At 67.2% G+C, this 19917-nt stretch carries 20 protein-coding genes and 2 tRNA genes; 6 read left to right on the top strand and 16 right to left on the bottom strand.

The window, feature by feature from the left end:
- Positions 1 to 418 precede the first annotated feature (418 nt).
- Positions 419 to 3865: a tetratricopeptide repeat protein gene (locus ASE61_RS10965; protein WP_156407047.1), complete on the top strand. Its 3447-nt coding sequence runs from the start codon at positions 419 to 421 to the stop codon at positions 3863 to 3865.
- 9 nt (positions 3866 to 3874) lie between these two features.
- Here ASE61_RS10965 and ASE61_RS10960 read toward each other — a convergent pair whose 3' ends face one another.
- The 5 genes from ASE61_RS10960 to ASE61_RS26800 form a co-directional block, all read right to left on the bottom strand.
- Positions 3875 to 4219, bottom strand: a complete 345-nt coding sequence (locus ASE61_RS10960; RefSeq protein ID WP_091856542.1) for a lipid-A-disaccharide synthase N-terminal domain-containing protein — start codon at positions 4217 to 4219, stop codon at positions 3875 to 3877.
- Positions 4219 to 4962, bottom strand: a complete 744-nt coding sequence (locus ASE61_RS10955; RefSeq protein WP_061966909.1) for a glycosyltransferase family 2 protein — start codon at positions 4960 to 4962, stop codon at positions 4219 to 4221. The genes ASE61_RS10960 and ASE61_RS10955 overlap by 1 nt, the downstream gene beginning before the upstream one ends.
- A gap of 79 nt (positions 4963 to 5041) precedes the next feature.
- The gene (locus ASE61_RS10950; RefSeq protein WP_244492797.1) at positions 5042 to 6736 is read right to left on the bottom strand and encodes an ArnT family glycosyltransferase; all 1695 of its coding nucleotides are present in this window, start codon (positions 6734 to 6736) and stop codon (positions 5042 to 5044) included.
- A gap of 156 nt (positions 6737 to 6892) precedes the next feature.
- Positions 6893 to 7150, bottom strand: a complete 258-nt coding sequence (locus tag ASE61_RS10945; RefSeq protein ID WP_156407046.1) for a hypothetical protein — start codon at positions 7148 to 7150, stop codon at positions 6893 to 6895.
- Positions 7151 to 7613: 463 nt separating this feature from the next.
- Entirely contained in the window at positions 7614 to 7799 is a 186-nt protein-coding gene (locus ASE61_RS26800) for a hypothetical protein (RefSeq protein ID WP_061966906.1), read from the bottom strand.
- Here ASE61_RS26800 and ASE61_RS27560 point away from each other — a divergent pair.
- Positions 7786 to 7926: a hypothetical protein gene (locus tag ASE61_RS27560; protein WP_156407045.1), complete on the top strand. Its 141-nt coding sequence runs from the start codon at positions 7786 to 7788 to the stop codon at positions 7924 to 7926. The two genes, ASE61_RS26800 and ASE61_RS27560, sit on opposite strands and share 14 nt — an antisense overlap.
- Here the strand turns inward: ASE61_RS27560 and ASE61_RS10935 are convergent.
- The 5 genes from ASE61_RS10935 to ASE61_RS10915 all read right to left on the bottom strand — a co-directional run bounded on the left by ASE61_RS10935 (position 7892) and on the right by ASE61_RS10915 (position 10215).
- Positions 7892 to 8749: a LysM peptidoglycan-binding domain-containing protein gene (locus ASE61_RS10935; RefSeq protein WP_061966905.1), complete on the bottom strand. Its 858-nt coding sequence runs from the start codon at positions 8747 to 8749 to the stop codon at positions 7892 to 7894. The genes ASE61_RS27560 and ASE61_RS10935 overlap by 35 nt on opposite strands.
- A 321-nt stretch (positions 8750 to 9070) precedes the next feature.
- Positions 9071 to 9147 (bottom strand) — tRNA-Arg (locus ASE61_RS10930).
- Positions 9148 to 9178: 31 nt separating this feature from the next.
- Positions 9179 to 9484 carry an ETC complex I subunit gene (locus ASE61_RS10925; RefSeq protein WP_061966904.1) on the bottom strand — a complete coding sequence of 102 codons (306 nt, stop codon included), beginning with the start codon at positions 9482 to 9484 and terminating at the stop codon, positions 9179 to 9181.
- A 65-nt stretch (positions 9485 to 9549) separates the two neighbouring features.
- Positions 9550 to 9626: transfer RNA gene (locus ASE61_RS10920), tRNA-Pro, on the bottom strand.
- A gap of 106 nt (positions 9627 to 9732) precedes the next feature.
- Entirely contained in the window at positions 9733 to 10215 is a 483-nt protein-coding gene (locus ASE61_RS10915) for a DUF192 domain-containing protein (protein ID WP_082617397.1), read from the bottom strand.
- A 204-nt stretch (positions 10216 to 10419) separates the two neighbouring features.
- Here ASE61_RS10915 and ASE61_RS10910 point away from each other — a divergent pair, with 204 nt between their 5' ends.
- Together ASE61_RS10910 and ASE61_RS10905 are read left to right on the top strand one after the other, a co-directional pair.
- The gene (locus ASE61_RS10910) at positions 10420 to 12255 is read left to right on the top strand and encodes a hypothetical protein (protein WP_061966902.1); all 1836 of its coding nucleotides are present in this window, start codon (positions 10420 to 10422) and stop codon (positions 12253 to 12255) included.
- Complete coding sequence (locus ASE61_RS10905) at positions 12245 to 12958, top strand: CatB-related O-acetyltransferase (RefSeq protein WP_082617360.1); 714 nt, start codon at positions 12245 to 12247, stop codon at positions 12956 to 12958. The genes ASE61_RS10910 and ASE61_RS10905 overlap by 11 nt, the downstream gene beginning before the upstream one ends.
- Here the strand turns inward: ASE61_RS10905 and ASE61_RS10900 are convergent.
- From ASE61_RS10900 to aspS, 5 genes are read right to left on the bottom strand one after another with little or no spacing between them, the layout of a single operon-like run.
- Complete coding sequence (locus ASE61_RS10900; protein WP_061966901.1) at positions 12930 to 13976, bottom strand: acyltransferase family protein; 1047 nt, start codon at positions 13974 to 13976, stop codon at positions 12930 to 12932. The two genes, ASE61_RS10905 and ASE61_RS10900, sit on opposite strands and share 29 nt — an antisense overlap.
- Positions 13973 to 14854, bottom strand: coding sequence for a glycosyltransferase family 2 protein (locus ASE61_RS10895; RefSeq protein ID WP_061966900.1), 882 nt, complete (start codon positions 14852 to 14854; stop codon positions 13973 to 13975). Before ASE61_RS10895 ends, ASE61_RS10900 begins: the two co-directional genes overlap by 4 nt.
- A 42-nt stretch (positions 14855 to 14896) precedes the next feature.
- The gene (locus ASE61_RS10890) at positions 14897 to 15202 is read right to left on the bottom strand and encodes a hypothetical protein (RefSeq protein ID WP_061966899.1); all 306 of its coding nucleotides are present in this window, start codon (positions 15200 to 15202) and stop codon (positions 14897 to 14899) included.
- Positions 15203 to 15210: 8 nt separating this feature from the next.
- Positions 15211 to 15579, bottom strand: coding sequence for a hypothetical protein (locus tag ASE61_RS10885; RefSeq protein WP_061966898.1), 369 nt, complete (start codon positions 15577 to 15579; stop codon positions 15211 to 15213).
- Between the two features lie 4 nt (positions 15580 to 15583).
- Positions 15584 to 17362 (bottom strand): aspartate--tRNA ligase, encoded by a 1779-nt coding sequence (aspS, locus tag ASE61_RS10880; RefSeq protein ID WP_061967270.1) that lies wholly within the window; start codon positions 17360 to 17362, stop codon positions 15584 to 15586.
- Between the two features lie 189 nt (positions 17363 to 17551).
- Here aspS and ASE61_RS10875 point away from each other — a divergent pair, with 189 nt between their 5' ends.
- The gene (locus ASE61_RS10875) at positions 17552 to 17815 is read left to right on the top strand and encodes a hypothetical protein (protein ID WP_061966897.1); all 264 of its coding nucleotides are present in this window, start codon (positions 17552 to 17554) and stop codon (positions 17813 to 17815) included.
- Positions 17816 to 17863: 48 nt separating this feature from the next.
- Positions 17864 to 19003 carry a ribonuclease D gene (gene rnd, locus ASE61_RS10870; RefSeq protein ID WP_061966896.1) on the top strand — a complete coding sequence of 380 codons (1140 nt, stop codon included), beginning with the start codon at positions 17864 to 17866 and terminating at the stop codon, positions 19001 to 19003.
- Positions 19004 to 19116: 113 nt separating this feature from the next.
- Here rnd and fliP read toward each other — a convergent pair whose 3' ends face one another.
- Positions 19117 to 19884, bottom strand: a complete 768-nt coding sequence (gene fliP, locus ASE61_RS10865; protein ID WP_061967269.1) for a flagellar type III secretion system pore protein FliP — start codon at positions 19882 to 19884, stop codon at positions 19117 to 19119.
- Positions 19885 to 19917: the final 33 nt, after the last annotated feature.

Below are 19917 nucleotides of genomic sequence, written 5' to 3'. Positions count from 1 at the left end.
GCAGATGGTCGGAGCATCGACCGGCGAAGCGCAATCCATCCAGCGGACTTTGACGATCGGGCTTCCCGACGCGCGGACGATTGGCCGCGCGCTTGCGAAGGGCGTTCCGAGCGATCTGTCAGGCAGCCCCGCGCTTCGCCCGGGTCGTCCGCGCGATAGAGTTATCAGCAGATCGCCGCGATGGTCGGCATGTCGATCCAGATGGTGATGAAATACCGCGGCCACATTGACCAGCGTCTGGCCTCTCGCGGAACGGGCGAAGAACATGCCTCCGCAAAATTTCTTAAGCAGTGAAAAGCCGACTGGCCAAAAAACCCGTAAACATTGGGGTCTGAGAGATGAGAGCGTTAAGACGCCATTATGGTTGACGCGCTAGCGTGCCGGAGGGCCGCCACATCTCAGGGCGTGGCGAGGCCCAGTGTCGCGTTGGGTCGAGTATCACGGTTTGCGTCTGTCGCGCTCCCTCGCCTTCGGTATCGGGCTGGCCGCTCTCGCGCTCGCCGCCGGCCTGGATACGCGTGCCCTTGCGGCTGGCGCGAAACTGCGCGGCGAGGCCATGCCGGCCGGCTTCGGCCGCCTGTCCCTCACCTTCGATGAGCCGATCCAGACCCGCATCCGCGTCTCCAGCGGCGTGCTGATCGTCGCCTTCGGCGGCCAGGTCCAGGTCGATGCCGCACGCATCGCCCGCGAATTGCCCAATTACATCTCCATTGCCCGCGTCGACCCCGACGGGCGCGGCATGCGCTTCGCGCTGACGCAAGCCTACAAGGCCAATCTGATCGAGGCCGGCGACAAGGCCTTCATCGATCTGCTGCCGCAGACTTGGACCGGCGTCATGCCCGGCCCTCCGCCGGAAGCCATCGCCGAGCTCACCGAGCGCCTGCGCCTCGCCGAGGCCCGCGCCAGGGAAGCCGCACGCCAGCCGGTCGCGCCTCCGGCGGTGCTGACGATGCGCGTGGCGAGCCTCCCGACGCTGGAGCGCCTGATCTTCAAGGCCCCGGCCGAGACGAAGCTCACCAGCGACCTGTCGGATGGAACGCTGAAGCTGGTCTTCGACCGGCCGATGAATGTCGAGGCCGGTGCCATCCGCAGCGCCCTGCCGGCCGATATCGGCTTCGCCGGGCTGGATGCCGGCAAGGAGGCGCTGAGCCTGGCCCTGACCCTGCCCAAGGACTGGCAGGCCCGCAGCTTCAGCGATGAGACCGGGCTGGTGGTCGACCTGCTCCGGCCAGTGAAGCAGGAAGCGCTGTCGCTCGCCGATCTGAGCAAGCCGTCCCCCCCACCGGCCCCCGTCCCGGGCACAACGCCGGCAGCAGCGGAGCCCCCCGCCAAGCCCGCGGCAACCGCGCCCGTGGTCAAGCCGGCAGAGCCTGTCACCCAAGCCGCTGTCGCAACTCCTGCCGCTCCCGAGGTGCCGCCGGGCCCGGTCGCGATCACGGTCGAGGGCAAGCGCCTCGACTTCCGCTTCACCCGGCCGACCGGCGCGGCGGCCTTCCTCGATGCCGGCGTGATGACGCTGGTCTTCGACACCCGCGACACCATCGACCCCGCCAAGCTCGCCGGGCTGATGCCCAAGCTGATCGAGGACAGCACGGTGACCCGCGAGGGCAAGGTCACGCTGGTCAGGCTCAGGCTTGCCGGCCAGCCGCTGACGCGGATCTTCGACAACGGCCCGGTCTGGTCGCTCGACCTCGGCGAGGATGCCGGCCGGCCCGCCGCTCCGGTCGAGCCGCAGCGCAGCATGGACGACCGCGGCCAGACCATCGTCGCCGTGCCGCTCGCCGGCCTGACCGGCATTCACTGGCTCGAATCGGGCCCAGCCGGCCTGCCTGTCGCCGTCGCCACCGCGACAGGCCCGACAAGGCTGACACCCAAACCCTATCAGTTCGTCGAATTCGGCCTGCTTCAGACCGCGCAGGGATTGGCAATCCAGCCGCATGCCGACGATGTCGCCGTCCGTGCCGGCACCGAGCAGGTCCGGGTCGGCCGCAATGGCGGGCTCAACGTCTCCCTCGATATCGGCGAGCCCAGCGGGAAGGCCGAGGAGACGGCCGGGAAACAGGACGCCGCGCCGCTGCTCGACGGCGATGCCTGGGCCAAGCTGCGCATCGGCAACCCGCGCGACCGCGCCCGTGCGCTGCTGCTCGACGTCACCGATGCCTCGCGCAGCCGCAAATCCGAAGCCCGGCTGGCGCTTGCCCGCTTCTATGCCGCCAACGGCCTGATGCCCGAGGCTGCCGGCCCGCTGAATGCCCTCCTGGCCGACGATGCCTCCATGCGCGGCAACCGCGAGGCGCTCTTCCTCAAGGGCGTCATCGCCGCCGGGATGCACCGGGACCAGCAGGCATTGACCGCCTTCGATGCCGGCCCGATCAAGGACGATGCCGAGACGGGACTCTGGCGGGCGCTGATCGAGCAGCGCCTGAATCGCAACGCCCAGGCCCTGGTCGGCTTCCGCCGCGCCGAAGCCGTGCTCGACCACTACCCGGCCGACCTCCAGGGCGAGTTCCGCGAGGCGATGGCCCGCGCTGCTCTGACCCAGCAGGATATCGGCGTCGCCGAGCGTCAGATCCAGGCGCTGGCCGACATGCCGCGCGGCAGCTTCGACCAGGAGCATCTCGCCCTGCTGCAGGCGCGGCTCGACGATGTCGGCGGCCGCCCGGAAGCGGCGATGAACGGCTACAAGCCGCTCTTCGAGGCGAAGAGCCGTCCGATCGCAGCGGAAGCACAATTGCGCGCGGTCAAGCTCGCGGACACCGAGAAGCGCACCGACATCAAGCCCGAGGAAGCCATCGCCCGGCTGGAGACGGTCTCCGTCATCTGGCGCGGCGGCCGCTTGGAGATCGAGGCTCTGGCCGAGCTCGGCCGGCTCTATGCCGACCAGCAGCGCTGGCGCGACGCCTTCATGGTCGCGCGCCGCGCCAACGAGAACTTCACCGATGATCCGCTGACGCGGCGCATGCATGATGAGACCGCCCAACGCTTTGCAGAGCTGTTCAGCGGCAGCGGGCTCGGCAAGCTGCCGCGCATCGAGGCGCTCGCCCTGTTCTACGATTTCAAGGAATTCCTGCCGATCGGCCGGCGCGGCGACGAGATCACCCGCCTGCTCGCCGATCGCCTCGTCGAGCTCGACCTGCTCGACCAGGCCTCGGAGATCCTGAAGTACCAGATGGACCGGCGTCTCACCGGCGCGGCGCGTTCCACGGTCGCGGCCCGGCTTGCCATGATCGACCTGATGAACGGCAAGCCGGCCGATGCGATCCGCGCGCTCAACACCACCCGGCTCGTCGAACTGCCCGCCGACGTCAAGCGCGCGCGCCTGCTGCTCGAGGCCAAGGCGCTCTCCGATCTCTCACGCACCGACCAGGCGCTGGAGATGCTGGAAGCCGAGCGCGGCCCCGAGATCGACAGGCTGCGCGCCGACATCTACTGGACGGGGCGCCGCTGGCGCGAGGCGGGCGAGGCTTATGAGCGCCTGCTCGACGAAAGCTGGCGCGGCGACGACGCGCTCGGCGACGGCGAGCGCGCCGACGTGATGCGGGCCGGCGTCTCCTATGTGATGGCGAGCGAGAGCCTGTCGCTCGACCGGCTTCGCAGCAAGTTCGCCCCGAAGATGGCGCGGGGCGCCGATGCAAGGACCTTCGCCTTCGTCACCGGGGCCGACCGGACGCGCGCCTCCGACATCCGCGAGATGGCGCGCGCCACCGCCAATGCCGACACGCTTTCGGAATTCCTGAAGGCCTATCGCGAGCGCTACCCGGCCTACTCCGCCGCGATGCGCAAGCCACAGCCGCCCGCAGCCGACAAGCTGCCCTCGCCCGCCGACGGTGCGGCGGCCGAGCCGGCGGCACCGTCGCGGAGCTGAGGCGGCCGCCTAACCCGGCCCGGAATTCGTATCCTCGCCGCGCGCCCGGGCGCGCAGGACGAATTGCAGGTTGCGGATATAGACGAAGACGCCGAAGCCCTGGCCGAGGATGAAGACGGGGTCGCGCCGATAGAGCGCATACATCAGCAGCAGCAGGCCGCCGCCGATCGAGAACCACCAGAAGGTCATCGGCACGACCGAGCGCTGGGCCTTCTCGCTCGCCCACCACTGCACCACGAAGCGCATGGTGAAGAGCCCCTGCGCGACCACGCCGAGCAGGACCCACCAGTCGACATTATTGACGAACACATCGTGGAAATAGCGGCCGATGGTCTGCTGCAGATCGATCAGCATCACATCGTCTCCGAGACGATCTGCGGCACGCGCTTGCGCCGGCGGATCAGCCACCACACGCCGGCCAGGTCGAGGATGCCGACCCAGAGCCGGTCGAAGAAACCGTAATTCGAGACGCCGGTCAGCCGGGGCCGGTCCCGCACGTCGACATGCAGGACCTTGTGCCCCTCGCGTGCCATCAGCGCTGGCATGAAGCGGTGCAGCGCATCGAAATACGGCAAGGCGAGATAGGCCTCGCGCCGGAAGCATTTCAGCCCGCAGCCGGTGTCGCGCGTATCATCCTTCAGCACCCGCACACGCACGCCGTTGGCGACCTTCGATTGCCAGCGCTTGAAGCCGGTATCCTTGCGCCCGACGCGCTGCCCCTGCACCATCCCGGCCTGGAGCCCGCCCTTCTGCAAGGCCTCGACCATTTCCGGCAGGAAGGCGGGATCGTTCTGGCCATCGCCGTCGAGCGTCGCGACGATGGCCGAACGGGCATGGCGCACGCCGCTGCGCACCGCCGCGCTCTGGCCGCAGGACTGGGCGTGTGTGACGACGCGCAGCCAGGGCCGCGTCGCGGCGAGCTCGGCCAGCGCCGCAGCCGTGCCGTCGGTCGAGCCGTCATTGACATAGACGACCTCGAAGGCGCCGATCGCCGCGCAGGCCTTCTCGATATCGGCGACGAGCGGCGCGATGTTGCCGACTTCGTTGCGCACCGGCACGACGACGCTGAGCAGCGGATGGGAAGAGGTTTCGGTCAAAGGGGCATCATCCGGAAAAACGGCCCGCAAACTGCGTCAGCGCGGCGAATAGGGCAAGAGCTTCGAGAGCAAGGGTGCCTCAACCGGGCGAACGGGCGAACACGGCGATCTCAAGCTTGCGCCCGCCATTGAGGTTGAAACCGTTGATCGTGGTCACCAGGCGCGGCTTCGCCGGCTGGCTCGCCAGGGCCGCCTTGAAATCGTCGGCGAAGCGGCTTTCGACGAAGGCGACGCGGCAGCCGGGCTGATTCAGGAAGGCCGCCGCGTCCGCGCCGCTTGCAGCCATCGCGAGCTTCGTCCCGGTCAGGAAGACGAGGCTCGGCTCGCGATAGCCCAGCGTTACCACGGCCGGATCGGCGCAGCCGGCAGCCTTGAGCGTCTCCGCCAGACGCGGCGACAGCTTCAGCGAGCGCAGGCTCTCGATGGCGAAGGGATAGACGGCGATCGTCAGCAGCAGGCTCGCGAGCACGCAGCGCCAGAGCGCGCCTTCGAAATCGAGCCGCCGGAAGGCCGCGACGACGCTGCCGGCGCAGAGCAGGACGAGCGCGAAGAACGGCAATGCCAGCCACGGCACCGCCCGGTCGAGCGTCCAGTTGCCGAACAGGATCGTCGCCATCAGCGCCAGCGGCACGATCACGACGAGGCAGGCGGTCAGCACGGCGCCGCGTCGATGGCGGTCGATTCCCCCGTTCAGCACCGCCAGCAGCAGCAGCGCGGTGATCGCCGGATAGAGCGGCAGCACGTAATGCGGCAACTTCGTCGGCACCGCCTCGAAAACCAGCCAGGACGGCACGATCCAGGCGATCAGGAACAGGATCTGCGGCTCCTTGCGCCTGACCCAGGCGAAGGGCACCGCCATCGCCGCGAAGGCTGCCGCCGGCCAATAGGTCGCGAAGAAGAACAGCAGGTAGAGCCCGGGCGGCCCCCAATGCTTCTCCTGCCCCTCGGCGACCTTGCCGAGCATGTCCTGCCCGACGCTCTCGGCGAAGAAGCTGCCGCCGGTCTTGACCATGATGGCGACGAACCAGGGCAAGGCGACGACGAGGCAAAGCAGCAGGCCAGGGCCGAAGCGCAGCGGCTTCAGCCAGCGGAAGGAGCGCTGGCTCGCGCTGAGAACGAGAATGGCGAGGCCCCAGACCATTGGCACGATCGGCCCCTTGATCAGCAGGCCGAGTGCGGTTGCCCCCCAGAACACCAGCCAGTTGCGCCGGTCCGGCACGAAGGCGAGCGAGCGCGTCCAGTCGAGCCAGGTCCGCGCCAGCGCGCCCATCGTCGCGACGGCGCAGGCCGCCAGCAGCGCATCCGTCTTGGCGATCCGCGCCTCGACGCCGAGCAGTACCGCAGCCGCCATCAAGGCGCCGCCGAGCAGGGCGAGTGGCGGCGAAAGGAAGGCCAGCAGCGCCCAATAGGTCAGCAGCACCGTTGCGGTCGCGCCGATCAGCGAGGGAATGCGATAGAGCCAGATCTGCGTGCGCGCCTCGGGGATGCCGACGGCCTCACCCGCCCGCACCGCCGCGCTCTGCAGCCAGTAGATCCCGACCGGCTTCTTGTGGCGGGCTTCGTCCTGAAAGCGGATATCGACGAAATCGCCGGTTTCGAGCATCTGCTTGCTCGCCTGCGCGAAGCGCGGTTCGTCGCGATCGAGCGGCTGGAGCGTGCTGAAGCCTGGCAGGAAGGCGGCGAGCGACAGGAGCAGGAGGAAGATGCAGGCGCGCAGATGGCTGCCGGAGGCCGCATCCCTGACCCGGTCGATCGCTGGCGTGAGCGAAAACATCATCCATCCCCGCGGCCGCCCGGCCGCACCTGTCCTGAAAGTCGATTCCCGCCCGATGGCGGGCCTTTCGGGCGCGATCAAGGCGAGGCCGCGCGGGTTTACGCTGCCGGGGAAGGGTCGGCAAGCATGACGGGGCAGCAATGCCGACGCAGGCCGTCAATCGTCGGACGAGTCTTCGCCGATTCGAATTGCCTGAATCATCCGCGGCGACAAGGTCATCGCCCGACTCGTTGCCGGCGCCACCGGGGCTGTAAGGGCCGACAGATCGACGGGCAGTTCGCACGCTGCCTTCGGAGCGACCCCATACGAGGAGCCAAGCGGGGCCAGGCTCACCGTCTTGACGAAACCGGGCTCCGCGAGGGCCGGGGACGAAAGAGCCGCCGCGAGGGCGGTGATGGCGACGAACCGCAACATGGCTGTACTCCGCATCGGCCCCCGCTCCTATAACCGGGGTGAAGGTCGCCTGTTCCGTCGGATGGAAGCGAGGGAACTGGACGACGCAGGAGAACAATTCCGTTCAGCCTGCGTTATGCTTCCGCGTGCTTCTGTCGTTGAAGCAAAAGGAGAATGCCATGCATCGCGGTGTAACCTCTGCCCTCCTGGGGATCGGCCTAGCTGCAATCGTGGCCTCGGCTCAAGCAGGCGAAGCCTTACCCTCTGGTGTCGCGCAGCGCCTCGACAACGCACCCGTCGAATTCTCGATGACGGCTGCGAAACGCGAACGTCTGATGATCATTCAGCAGAACACGGCCCGGCAGCGGCATTACCGCGGTGGCGGCTATGGCCGCGGCGGTGGAGGCTACGGCTATGGCTATGGTCGCGGCGGGTACAACCGAGGCTATGGCAACGGCCCGCGCTATGGGGGTGGAGTGCGGCTTCAGCCGCCGGCGTCATCCTTTGGCTGCGGCGGCGTCCCTTGCCGCCGGTGGTAGCCACACAGGTTGATTCCGATCCCGGGATAGTTGCCCGGGCCATGCTCGCCAGCGACCGGAATTGTCGCGGCGAGCAACTGGCACGCGAGCGCCGAACGGCGCTCCTCGTCGCAGCGCATGAAATGGTTCACCAGCGGCTTCCAGTCCGGATCGATGCAGAGCTGCGACTCGTTCCGGAATCAGGTCAAGCGACTCCGCGCGAACTGCAGCGGCGACGCCGCGATCAGGGTGGGATCGTCAGCACCTGCCCCGGCTTGATGAGATTCGGATTGTTGCCGATGACCGCCCTGTTTGCGGCGTAGATCACCGACCATTTCGACTGCGTCCCATAATATTTCTGGGAGATCATACTGAGGTTTTCGCCTCGCTGTACCGTGTGCGTCCTCGATACCGGACCTGGCAAAGGCGGCGGGCTGGGCGGCGGCCGCGGGCCTGGTGGCGGCGTGGGCGCAGGGCCGGGAGGCGGCGCCGGCTTGGGGAAGTCCGGCGGCGGCTTGAAGCTGTAGTTCCGGTCCACGAAGAACCCGCGGATCTGATAGTCGGTTGCGTTCAATGCGCTGATCGTGAAGCGCTTCGTTGTCGGATGCGCGTAGATGAAGGTTGTGGTGTTCTCGTTATTGGGGTCGTAGAGCTTGAGGATCGGCCCGCCCGGCGATGGCGAGCTTTGGCAGGCGCTGACCAAGACATGGTGGCCTGTGAATGCGCCGAGCTTGATCAGGAAAAGAGGAACCGGCCGGTTGGCGGCGATCGAGCGGCGGATCAAATCGTATTCGCTGGCGACGCTGTCGACATACAACTGATGGAACATGAAAAAGATCGTGCTGCGCATCAGGCGGGGCACCGTGTACGCATGGGCGCTTACCTGGCGCGAATAGATGTGTGCGTTGAGCGGCGTACGAACCGGCGGAGGATCGGAATCCTTCGGGATGGATTTCCGGGCGTAATGATGATCGAGCGCGCTGTAGACCATCCCGCCGCACAGATTCTCTCCGTGCGGCCCGCCGGGATGCAGCTCCCATTTTATGTCGCTGTTGCTGAAATGATAACCTTGGATCGCCGGCATGAAGGTCGTTTGAAGCATCGCTTTTCGCCTTCCCCGAACCGCACATCCTCTTCTGCGAAACCCGGATGTCGACATGCACGGGTGGCAGTGGTTCTGTGTCGTCTCGCCAAGCAGGATAGGAACCGCTAACGGCGTCGGGCATCCTTCAAACTGACGACACGGCGAGACTCTGCCGGCGGCGGAGACGCGCTCGCTGTCAGCCGGCGCGGTCTTCGAATGGGAGGATCAGCAGATTGAAGAAGCCAGCAGTTGAGCGCTACCCGGCGCTACCCCGACCTGGCATGTCGGTAGCAATCCCAGATGCCAGAACGCGCAAGCGTCTGGGATTTCTGAAGAAAATGGCGAGCCCGGCTGGATTCGAACCAGCGACCAGCAGCTTAGAAGGCTGCTGCTCTATCCATCTGAGCTACGGGCCCGAAAGCGAGGATGTCCCCTCGCCTGTCGGCTTCAATGCGTCCACTGACCGACGCGCGAGAACTTGAAATTATCGGAATAGGACAGTGAACGGCGCTTGGCCTCGTTCGGCTGCTCGACGCGATAGGCGATGCCGTTGCGCGTGGCATAGGCGACGGCCTCGGCTTCGCTGTCGAACCAGAGCTTGAGCTGGCTCTTCATGTCCGACGACGAGGTCCAGCCCATCAGAGGCTCGATCTGGCGCGGCGCCTCCGGCTCGTATTCGAGCAGCCAGCGCTCGGTCTTGGCCGTGCCGGACTGCATGGCCGTGCGGGCCGGGCGATAAATGCGTGCGGTCATGAAAGCGCTCTGCCGTCACCAAAATCCCTGCAGCCCGACATCGGGCTGCCGCATGACGTTTCCAGTGGTCGGGGCACCAGGATTCGAACCTGGGACCCTCTGCTCCCAAAGCAGATGCGCTACCGGGCTGCGCTATACCCCGACGGCACTCGAAACGTTGCGGTTCGCTATCATGCCACAGGCGCAACCCGCAAGCGAAAGCCAATCATGCGGCATCAGCTTGTGCAGCGACGCAGCCGCCGGCACCCTCAACGCTTGAACAGCACGTGCTCGACCTTGTCGCCGGCCTTGATGCCGAGCTGCTTGCTGACGCCGCCATTGATCTCCAACACGGAGAGCACCGGCTCGCCCGAGGGAATCGTCCGCGTCGAGAGCGGCTCGGTGCGCTCGGCGATGCGCGCGATCGTGCCGTCCGCCCGGATGAACAGCATATCGAGAGAGATGTAGGTGTTCTGCATCCACATCGCCACCGGCTCGCTCACTGCGAAATCGAACAGCATCCCGCGATCGGCCGGCATGTAATTGCGGAACATCAGGCCCTTGGCCCGCTGGTCCGGCGTGCGCATGACCTCGACCTGGAAGGCATGGCGCGTGTCGCCGCTGACGATGACGAGCGATTCGAGGCCCGCTCCCCCGGCAGCAGCCGGCTGGCCCTGCGCTTGCAGTCCGGCCGGTGCCAATGCGACCAGCGCCAGCGCGAAGGCGGCGAGGGCGTTTCTGAGGGCATGCATCGCTTTGGGCTCCGTGGCGGCCATGACCTCTTGCGCTCTAGAAGGGGCCGATGGCAAATCTTCGGCAGATGGCCGCCTTCGCCGCCTTTCGGTCAAGCCTTTCGTCATCATATGAATGCGGGATGCCACGCGGCGTCCCCTGACGGCTTTCTTTCGTCATCCGCTTGCGGCAGTTTCGCCGGGCTATTGAAGCAGGAGATATCCATGATCGTTGCGCGCCCTCGTCGGACGACGCACCTTGCCGGCACGGCCCTGGTGGCTGTCCTGATGTCCTTCGCCTCCTCCGCCTGGGCCGCCGATTTCCAGCTCGACAATGTCAGGATCGACCTCGGCAAGCTCGTGATCAACGCGCCGAAGATCGCGATCAAGGGCTCGACGCTGGAAAAGGACGCCTTCCTGGCGCTGTTCACCGGCGCCTCCGCCAGCGAATCCGCTTCGGCCAGGGCTGCACGACTGAACGCCGCCGAGATCAGCGCGCCCGAACTGTCGCTGGAACAGACGGTCGGCGACCAGAAGCAGACCACGGTCTACCGCGACATCCGCCTGACCGATATCCGCGAGGGCAAGATCGGCCATGGCGAATCGGCGAGCGCCAGCATCACCGCCGACGGCGCTGCCACAGGCCCGATGAAGGGCGAATTGAAGCGCACCGCCTTCGACGCCTTCGACCTGCGCCAGATCACGCGCGTGCTGACCGAGAAGGCCGCGCCCGGCGCCAGCGAGGCGATGCTTCCCGTCATCGGGAATTTCGAGCAGGACGGCTACAACCTGGACATGGGCAAGGCCGGCAAGATGTCGCTCGGCAAGACGACGGCGCGCGGCTTTGCCGCCAGGGTCGGCCCCGAGCCGCTCCTCGACGTGGTCTCGCGACTGGCCAAGGCGAGCGAGGAAGTCGAGCGCAAGCAGGACGACAAGGAGACCGACGCCGACAAGCCGCCGGCCAAGACCGAGGCCGAACGGCAGCTCGGCCTTTCGATGCTCGCGCTCTTCGACATGTTCGAATACGGCAGCGGCGAGGCCCGCGATCTCGTCATGACCGTGAGCCCGCCGCCGAAGGCCAGCGCCAAGGTCGACGCGGTCGACATGCGGATCGCCCGCATGGCCTTCGGCGAAAACACCCCGGCGAAATCCGGCTTCGCCATGGAAGGCTTCCAGTTCCGCTCGGGCGAAGCCAAGGGCGGCATCGATTCGATCGCCTATTCCGGCTTCGCCTTCGGCTCCGTCATCCGCGAGTTGCGGGCGGCGCTGGCCGAACCGGACAAGCCGATGGACGAGGTCGATTTCCGCCGCTTCATCCCGACGCTCGGCACGGTGCGCCTCGCGGGCATCTCGATCGACGCACCGGCAATCATCACCGGCAAGGAGCCGGTCAAGATCTCGCTCGGCACCTTCGAGATCAAGGCGGGCGAGCAGCTCAACGGCATCCCGACCAGCCTCGCGCTGACGATCGACAAACTCGTCACTCCGGTCTCCGAGGCGACCGGCAACCCGGCGGCCAAGGACATGATCGCGATGGGCATCCGCTCGCTCGATCTCTCGGCCAAGCTTGATCTCGCCTGGGAAGCCGCGAAGAACGAGATCGCCATCCGCACGCTCTCCTTCGGCAGCGCCGGCCTTGCCCAGATCGAGGCCTCCGGCACGCTCGGCAACGTCACCAAGGACCTGTTCGCCAGCGACCTCGCCCTCGCCCAGGTGGCCGCGCTCGGCGCCACCGCCCGCAACCTGCAGGTCAAGCTGCAGAATTTCGGGCTGGTCGAGAAGCTCATCGAGAACGAGGCGCGCAAGTCCAAGCGCAAGGTGGAGGACGTCCGCCAGCAATTCACGATGGTCGCGAGCCTCGGGCTGGCCGCCATTCTCGGCCCCTCCGACGGAGCCAAGGCCGTGGCAGGCGCCGCCTCCCGCTTCGTCGCCAAGCCCGGCACCCTGACGGTCTCCGCCAACGCCAAGTCGGCGACGGGGCTGGGCCTTGCGGACGTCATCACCATGACGGAGCCGACGGAGATCTTCGAGAAGATCGATCTCAAGGCCGATGCGCAGTGAAGAACAGGGTGTGATCGCGCCCGAGGACAGCCACTGGCGTCCGTCAGGCCTTCAGGCCTGGTGGGCAGGCCTGCCGCAGGTTCCCCGCGGCTGGCTGCGCAAGCGGCTGAACCCCGACAACCAGACCCGGCTGCACCTCGCGAAGCTCGTCGCGCGGCGGCCGGGGCAATTCACCATCTGCCCCTATACCTATGGTCGTCCGAAAGTGCGCTTTCCCGAAAGCGGCGCCCGGCTCGTGATCGGGCGCTACGGCTCCATCGCGGATGGCGTCGAGATCCTGCTCGGCGGCAATCACCGGCTCGACTGGGCGACGACCTACCCCTTCCCTGCTTTGCCTCGCCTCTGGCCTCCCGCTGCCGGGATGACTGGCCATGACACGACCCGCGGCGATGTCGTGATCGGCCACGATGTCTGGCTCGGATCGCAATGCATGGTGATGTCCGGCGTCACCATCGGTCATGGCGCCGTGGTGGCGGCGCGCGCGGTCGTCACGCGCGACGTGCCGCCCTATGCGATCGTCGCCGGAAACCCGGCACGGGTCGTCAGGTTGCGCTTCGACGAGGCCCGGATCGCATCCTTGCTCGAAACCGCATGGTGGAACCGCCCCCGCGCCGAGATCGAACGCCTGATCCCGCTTCTGCTCTCCGAGCGGATCGACCAGCTGCTGGAAGCGCTCAGGAAGCGCCCATCAACCGGCGCTTGAGCCCGAGCGCCGGCTTCTCGATCAGGTACCAGGACAGCGCCGCGACGACGACCGTCACCGCGAGCGACGGCCAGAGCAGCGCCACCGCGCCGAGCGACGGGTAGAGCGCGTGCAGGGCCTGCTGCACCGGCCAGCCATAAAGATAGACGCCATAGGAGAGATCGGCCGGCGGCTCGATCGAGCGCCGCGTCAGGGCCGGCGCCAGCGCCAGCACGAGGACGCCCCAGGCCGTGACGAGATAGAGCGCCGCCTTGTAGAGCGGCGTGAAGGACAGGGGTACCAACGCCAAGAGAGCCACAGCCAGCAGCGGCAGCGAAAGCGGCACCTTCTCGCGATAAAGATAGACGACGCCACCGGCGAGGAAGATCAGGGGCAGGCGCAAAGCCGTCTCGGTGCCTTTGGACCCATGCGGCGCCATAACCTCGCGCAGGACGACGGCGAGGGTCAGCGCCAGCATTGCGGCCAGCGCGAGACGCGGGCGGGCTAGAAGCCCGGCGAGACCGGCAGCCAGCACGCCGAGATAGCACAAGGTCTCGTATTTCAGCGTCCAGACCGTTCCCAGCGGGAAAGGCAGCGGGTTGCTCTCGAAGACGCCCGGCAAGGCTGCCGCGCTTTTGAAGGTGGTCAGCGTGCCCGTGATGAAGCGCCACAAACGCGGGTCGCTGAAATAGGCGGATCGGTCGAGCGTCGTCATCAGCCCGCCCAGCACGAGCGCCACGACCAGCGTCGCCGCGATCAGCCCCGGCGCGATTCGCAGAAAGCGCGCGACGACATAGTCGCGCCAGCCGCGCCGGACGAAGCTCATCGTCACCAGGAAGCCGGAGATCGCGAAGAAGCCGTTGACGGCGTGCTCGCCCAGCGTGAACCCGGTGGTCTGGAACCAGGGCTCCTGCTCCACCCGCCCATCGGTCACGCTGAAGGCATGCGACACGACAACGGCAAGCGCCATCACCAGCCGGAGCAGCCCGAAATTGTTATGCGGGTTGGCGAGCGCCTCTGCGACCGTGGGCCGGCTCATGGCGTTTCCCTCAGCCCTTCATGCGCCAATGCCGTCACGCCGCGCCGCCAGGCACGGGCACCGGCAGCCGAGCCCGCATGTGCAAACATCTTCTCGCGCCTGAGCAGCAGCCCGTAGCCCGCAGCCTTGCCGATATTCTCCAGCAGGCGGATCGGCCGCGGCCCGGCCAGCCCGTATTTCCGGGCGATGTAATGCTCGGACCAGGCAAGGTGCCAGCGTGCCTTGAAGCGCCGTTGCAGCGACGGCGCCGTCGAACGGCCCCGGCCATGCCGCGCCTCCGCTTCATGAACATGGACGAGGGCATGGCCGGCATCGCGCATGCGCCGGCACAGGTCGTCATCCTCATAGAACAGGAAGATCGCCGGATCGAAGCCGCCGAGCCTGATGAACAGCTCCCGCCGGATCAGCAGGCAGGCCCCCGACAGGAAAGGCAGGCAGGCATCGCCCTCCGGGATCGCCATCGTGCCGGAGCGATTGAGATGCGGTGGCGAGAGCAGCGAGCGCGGCTGCAGGAAGACACGCCCCGAAGGCTCGACGATGCGTGGCGCCAGCATCCCGGCATCGGGATAGCGCTCGGCCCCCGCCAGCAACGCCGTAGCGGCGCCGCGCCCGAGTTCGAGATCTGGATTGACGATCAGCACATAGGGCGTCTCGGCTGCCGCGACGCCGATATTGTTGGCCCGGCCATAGCCCTCGTTGCGGGCATTCGAGATCACCCGCGCGCCCTTCGCCGCGGCGATCGCGCGGCTGTCGTCCCCGCTGGCATTGTCGACGACGATAGCCCCCACGCCCTCCCCGGCCAGCGCATCGAGGCAGGCGGGCAGGACCTCGGCGCTGTCATAGCTGACGACGATGGCGGTGATGGCGGCGGCGGGCATTGCGGCCTTGTGGCCATGTCGCGGTGCTCGAAGCAAGCGATTTCAGCGGCGGGCGAGCGTACCGATCTCGCCCTTGATCCGCTCGCGCTCGGCACTCTCGCAGCGATGCGGCGCCTTGTAGGACTTCACGGCATAGCCGGCATTGGCCGCGATGAAGCGTTGCCGATCCCGTCCGTTGAGCCGCGCGATGATGCGGTGGCGATCGACGCGCAGGCCGCAATCATAGGCGCGCGAGACCGTCGCGGCGGCATACTCCACCGTGCCCGGCATCGGCCCGGCAACCGTGCAGGCGCCGAGCGCCGCAAGCAGAACCGCCGCGGCGGGTTTCAGGATCGAAGGCGTCGGCATCGCGGGGCTCAGAGCGTGTTGAAATCCCCGGCCCGGATGCGGCCCATCCGTGCCTTCAGTTCTGCCCGCTCTTCGGCCGTGCAGGCCTGCGGTCGCACACCCTGATTGACCATCTCGGCCTCGGAGACGCCGATATAGGCCGCACGCGCCGCCGCGATCTGCTGATCGTCGGCGCCGCGCGCTTTTTCAGCCGCGAGGAAGCGGTCGAGCGTCGTGCGCTGCGGCGAGCCCGCCTTGCAGGTGATGGCGCGCGACACCGTCGTCGCAAGCGCCGAAGCGCGCCCGCTGCTGCTCTCGCCATGGGCGACGCAGGCGCCGAGCAGCGGCGTCAGGAGGCAGGCAAGCGAGAGGGCTCGCCCGGCAGGCAGGGAAGGCATGGGGTCAGCCGTTCTTCTCGGGCGGATTGACGCGCAGATGCGCCTCGCGCAGCTGCTTGGGCGAGGCTTCCGCCGGGGCGCCCATCAAGAGATCGACAGCCTGCTGGTTCATCGGGAACAGAGCGACCTCGCGCAGGTTCGTGGCGCCAGCCAGCAGCATGATGATGCGGTCGACACCGGCAGCCATGCCGCCATGCGGCGGCGCGCCGTACTGGAAGGCGCGATACATGCCGCCGAAGCGCTCGATCACCGTCTCCTCGCCATAACCGGCGATCTCGAACGCCTTCACCATCGCCTCGGGACGGTGGTTGCGGATGCCGCCGGAGGCGAGTTCGAAGCCGTTGCAGGCGATGTCGTACTGGAAAGCCTTGAGCGAGAGCGGGTCTTCCTCGGTCAGCGCCTTCAGGCCGCCCTGCGGCATCGAGAAGGGGTTGTGCGAGAAATCGACCTTCTTCTCGTCCTCGTTGTACTCGAACATCGGGAAGTCGACGATCCAGGCGAAGGCATAGGCGTTCTCGTCGATCAGCCCGAGATCCTGGCCGACCTTGTTACGGGCGCTGCCGGCGAACTTGTAGAACTTGTCCGGATCGCCCGCGACGAAGAAGCAGGCATCGCCGCCCTTCAGCCCCATCTGCTTGATGATCGCGGCGACGCGCTCCGGGCCGATGTTGTTGGCGATCGGCCCCTGGCCCTCGCCGTCTTCCTTGACCATCAGGTAGCCGAGGCCCGGCTGTCCCTCACCCTGCGCCCAGGAGTTCATCCGGTCGCAGAAGGCGCGCGAGCCACCCTTGGGCCCAGGGATAGCCCAGACGCGGTTCTTCTCGCCTTCGAGAATGCGCGCGAAGACCTTGAAGCCCGAGCCGCGGAAAGGCTCGGAGACGTCCTGCATGATCAGCGGGTTGCGCAGGTCCGGCTTGTCGGAGCCGTATTTGGCGATCGCCTCGGCATAGGGAATGCGCGGCCAGTTGCGGGCGACCGTCTTGCCTTCGGCGAACTCCTCGAAGACGCCGGTGATGACCGGCTCCATCGTCGCGAACACGTCCTCCTGTTCGACGAAGCTCATCTCGACGTCGAGCTGATAGAACTCGCCCGGCAGACGGTCGGCGCGCGGGTCCTCGTCGCGGAAGCAGGGCGCGATCTGGAAATAGCGGTCGAAGCCCGCCATCATCAGGAGCTGCTTGTACTGCTGCGGCGCCTGCGGCAGCGCATAGAACTTGCCGGCATGCAGGCGGCTCGGCACCAGGAAGTCGCGCGCGCCTTCCGGCGAAGAGGCCGTCAGGATCGGCGTCTGGAACTCGGAGAAGCCCGAATCCTTCATGCGGCGGCGCATCGAGTCGATGACCTTCGTACGCAGCATGATGTTGTTGTGCAGCTTCTCGCGACGCAGGTCGAGGAAGCGGTACTTGAGGCGGGTATCCTCGGGATATTCGAGATCGCCGAAAACCGGCAGCGGCAGTTCCGCCGACGGGCCGAGCACCTCGATCGCCGTCGCGAAGACCTCGACCGCACCGGTCGGCAGGTTGGCGTTCTCGGTGCCTTCGAGGCGGGCCTTGACCTTGCCGTCGATGCGCACGACCCATTCCGAGCGCAGCGTCTCGGCATCCGCGAAGGCCGGCGAATCAGGATCGATCACCACCTGTGTCATGCCGTAATGGTCGCGCAGATCGATGAAGAGCACGCCGCCATGGTCGCGGATGCGATGGCACCAGCCGGACAGGCGCACATTCTGGCCGATATCGCTGTCACGGAGTGCGCCACAGGTATGGGAACGATAGCGATGCAGGGTCACGGGATCGGTCTTTCGGAAATACGTCAAAGGCCGGTCCGTAGGACCAGCCGCAGCTTGCGGCTAAGCACACGCGCGCGCCCGAAATGTCAAGAACGGCCGCGACATCCGGTAGGCGCACTGCTAGCCTCGCATGGAGGTATCCGGACAGCGCGTGGAAGGGTCGACATGGTCCGATTAGCGATAATGAAGCCGCTGGCGCCGCTTTCTCTCGCCGCCATGCTGCTCGCCGGTGCGGATGCCTCCGCGCAGGCACAAGATCGCGGCAGTGCCTACAGCGCGGGCCTGAACATCGCACGCAAGCGCGGCTACGCCCACCCGGGCTGCTTCGCCGGCGTTTTCGCAAGGCACGCGAGGCCACATCCGGATGGTCGCCGGAACCATTGGGTCGCGAGCGCCGGACGCGCCTATCAGGGTGAACTGTGGAGCCAATGCGGCATCAGTCGCTGACAGCTTCGAGACTCGACGAAAGCCTGCTTCCTCCGCTAAGCCGAAGCCATGCATCTCATTTCCGATACCGCCGCGCTCTCCGCCGCCTGCGACCGCCTCGCGACCCACCCCTTCGTCACGGTCGACACCGAGTTCCTGCGCGAGACCACCTATTACCCGAAGCTGTGCCTGATCCAGCTCGCCTCGCCGGACGAGGCGGTGCTGGTCGACCCGCTCTCGCCCGATCTCGACCTCGCCCCCTTCTTCGGGCTGATGGTCAACGACGCCGTCGTGAAGGTCTTCCACGCCGCCCGGCAGGACCTCGAAATCGTCTGGCTGCTCGGGCGTGTCTTGCCGACGCCGCTCTTCGACACGCAGGTCGCGGCCATGGTCTGCGGCTATGGCGACTCGGTCGGCTACGAACAGCTCGCCAACGACCTCGCCAAGGCGCGCATCGACAAGTCCTCGCGCTTCACCGACTGGTCGCGCCGTCCCCTCAACGAGGCGCAACTCGTCTATGCCGAGGCCGACGTCACCCATCTGCGCGACATCTACCTCGCCCTGAAGGCCGATCTCGACGCCAGCGGCCGCGAGAGCTGGGTCGCCGAGGAAATGTCCGTGCTGACCTCGCCGGGGACCTATGAGGTCAAGCCGGAGAATGCCTGGCTGCGCCTCAAGGGCCGCATCCGCAAGCCGCGCGAACTGCCGAACCTGATGGAGATCGCCGCCTGGCGCGAGCGCGAGGCGCAGACCCGCGACGTGCCGCGCCAGCGCGTGCTCAAGGACGACGCGCTGATGGATATCGTCCAGCGCGGCCCGCGTTCGGTCGAGGCGCTGGCGGAGCTGCGCTCCGTTCCCAACGGCTTCGAACGCTCGCGCAACGGCGCCGAGGTCCTCGCCGCGATCGAGCGCGCCGCCGCCATCGATCCGAAGACCCTGCCCCGGCTGGAGCGCGAGCGTGGCCGGCCGACCAGCGCCGCCGTGCTCGACCTGCTCAAGGTGCTGCTCAAGGCGGTCGCCGATGCCGAGCGCGTCGCGCCCAAGATCATCGCCTCCACCGACGATCTCGAGGCGATCGCCTCCGATGATCTTGCCGAGGTGCCAGCCCTGCAGGGTTGGCGTCGCAGCGTCTTTGGCGAGAAGGCATTGGCGCTGAAGGACGGCTCGCTCAGCCTGCGCATCCAGCGCGGCCGGGTGGTCGTGGGCTGAAACCCGGCGGGGCGCTGGCTACCCGACCCGCACCATCGAGCGGCGCGGGCCCTGAATCGCATTCTGAAGAACTGCGCTTACGCGGCTGACAGGATTCGTATTCTCGTGGATTCTCACCCGCTGCCGTAGCTTTTCACCAGCGATCCCGCGACCAGCCCCCAGCCGTCGACCAGCACGAAGAAGATCAGCTTGAACGGCAGCGCCACCGTCACCGGCGGCAGCATCATCATGCCCACCGACATCAGGATCGAGGCGACGACGAGGTCGATGATCAGGAAGGGCACGAAGAGCAGGAAGCCGATCTCGAAGGCCCGGCGCAGTTCCGAGATCATGAAGGCCGGTACCAGGACCTCGACGCCGACATCCTGCGGCTGCTGCGGGCGCGGCGCCTGCGACATGTCGAGGAACAGCTCCAGGTCCTTCTCCCTGACATGCTTGAGCATGAAGGTCTTGAACGGGACGACGCCGCGGTTATAGGCCTCCTGCGGCTGGATCTGGCCGGCGACCAGCGGCTGGACGGCCGTCGTGTAGGCCTCGCGCAGTGTCGGCGCCATGACGAAGCCGGTCAGGAACAGCGACAGCCCGAGGATTACCGCGTTCGGCGGGGCGGTCTGCGTGCCCAGCGCCGAGCGCAGCAGCGACAGCACCACGACGATCCGGGTGAACGACGTCACCATGATCAGGATCGACGGCGCTAGCGACAGGACCGTGATGACGGCGATGAGCTGCAGCGCCCGCTCCGCCACGCCACCGCCCTGCCCGAGATCGAGCGACAGCGTCTGCGGCAGCGCCGGCACCGTCTGAAGCGCGAGCAGCAGCGCGGCCGCCGCCAGGGTGCGCCCGCTTCGAAACCGTCTCGTTCGTCCGCCGATGAAATTCACGCGCGCCGCCACTGCCCGACTCGAGCGACCGGG

The sequence above is a fragment of the Allobosea sp. Root670 genome (assembly GCF_001429415.1).
Classification (GTDB): Bacteria; Pseudomonadota; Alphaproteobacteria; order Rhizobiales; family Beijerinckiaceae; genus Allobosea; species Allobosea robiniae.
The sequence above is the reverse complement of the archived record's forward strand: the minus strand, read 5'-3'. Positions and strand labels throughout refer to the sequence as shown.

Excerpts from the sequence above, each read along its gene's own strand:
- ASE61_RS10960 (WP_091856542.1), bottom strand. The coding sequence starts at position 4,219 with ATGCTGATCGATCTGCAGCAGACCATCGGCCGCTATTTCCACGATGTG.
- ASE61_RS10950 (WP_244492797.1), bottom strand. The coding sequence starts at position 6,736 with ATGTTTTCGCTCACGCCAGCGATCGACCGGGTCAGGGATGCGGCCTCC.
- ASE61_RS10945 (WP_156407046.1), bottom strand. The coding sequence starts at position 7,150 with ATGTTGCGGTTCGTCGCCATCACCGCCCTCGCGGCGGCTCTTTCGTCC.
- ASE61_RS27560 (WP_156407045.1), top strand. The coding sequence starts at position 7,786 with ATGAAATGGTTCACCAGCGGCTTCCAGTCCGGATCGATGCAGAGCTGC.
- ASE61_RS10935 (WP_061966905.1), bottom strand. The coding sequence starts at position 8,749 with ATGCTTCAAACGACCTTCATGCCGGCGATCCAAGGTTATCATTTCAGC.
- ASE61_RS10925 (WP_061966904.1), bottom strand. The coding sequence starts at position 9,484 with ATGACCGCACGCATTTATCGCCCGGCCCGCACGGCCATGCAGTCCGGC.
- ASE61_RS10915 (WP_082617397.1), bottom strand. The coding sequence starts at position 10,215 with ATGCATGCCCTCAGAAACGCCCTCGCCGCCTTCGCGCTGGCGCTGGTC.
- ASE61_RS10910 (WP_061966902.1), top strand. The coding sequence starts at position 10,420 with ATGATCGTTGCGCGCCCTCGTCGGACGACGCACCTTGCCGGCACGGCC.
- ASE61_RS10905 (WP_082617360.1), top strand. The coding sequence starts at position 12,245 with ATGCGCAGTGAAGAACAGGGTGTGATCGCGCCCGAGGACAGCCACTGG.
- ASE61_RS10900 (WP_061966901.1), bottom strand. The coding sequence starts at position 13,976 with ATGAGCCGGCCCACGGTCGCAGAGGCGCTCGCCAACCCGCATAACAAT.
- ASE61_RS10895 (WP_061966900.1), bottom strand. The coding sequence starts at position 14,854 with ATGCCCGCCGCCGCCATCACCGCCATCGTCGTCAGCTATGACAGCGCC.
- ASE61_RS10890 (WP_061966899.1), bottom strand. The coding sequence starts at position 15,202 with ATGCCGACGCCTTCGATCCTGAAACCCGCCGCGGCGGTTCTGCTTGCG.
- ASE61_RS10885 (WP_061966898.1), bottom strand. The coding sequence starts at position 15,579 with ATGCCTTCCCTGCCTGCCGGGCGAGCCCTCTCGCTTGCCTGCCTCCTG.
- ASE61_RS10875 (WP_061966897.1), top strand. The coding sequence starts at position 17,552 with ATGAAGCCGCTGGCGCCGCTTTCTCTCGCCGCCATGCTGCTCGCCGGT.
- rnd (WP_061966896.1), top strand. The coding sequence starts at position 17,864 with ATGCATCTCATTTCCGATACCGCCGCGCTCTCCGCCGCCTGCGACCGC.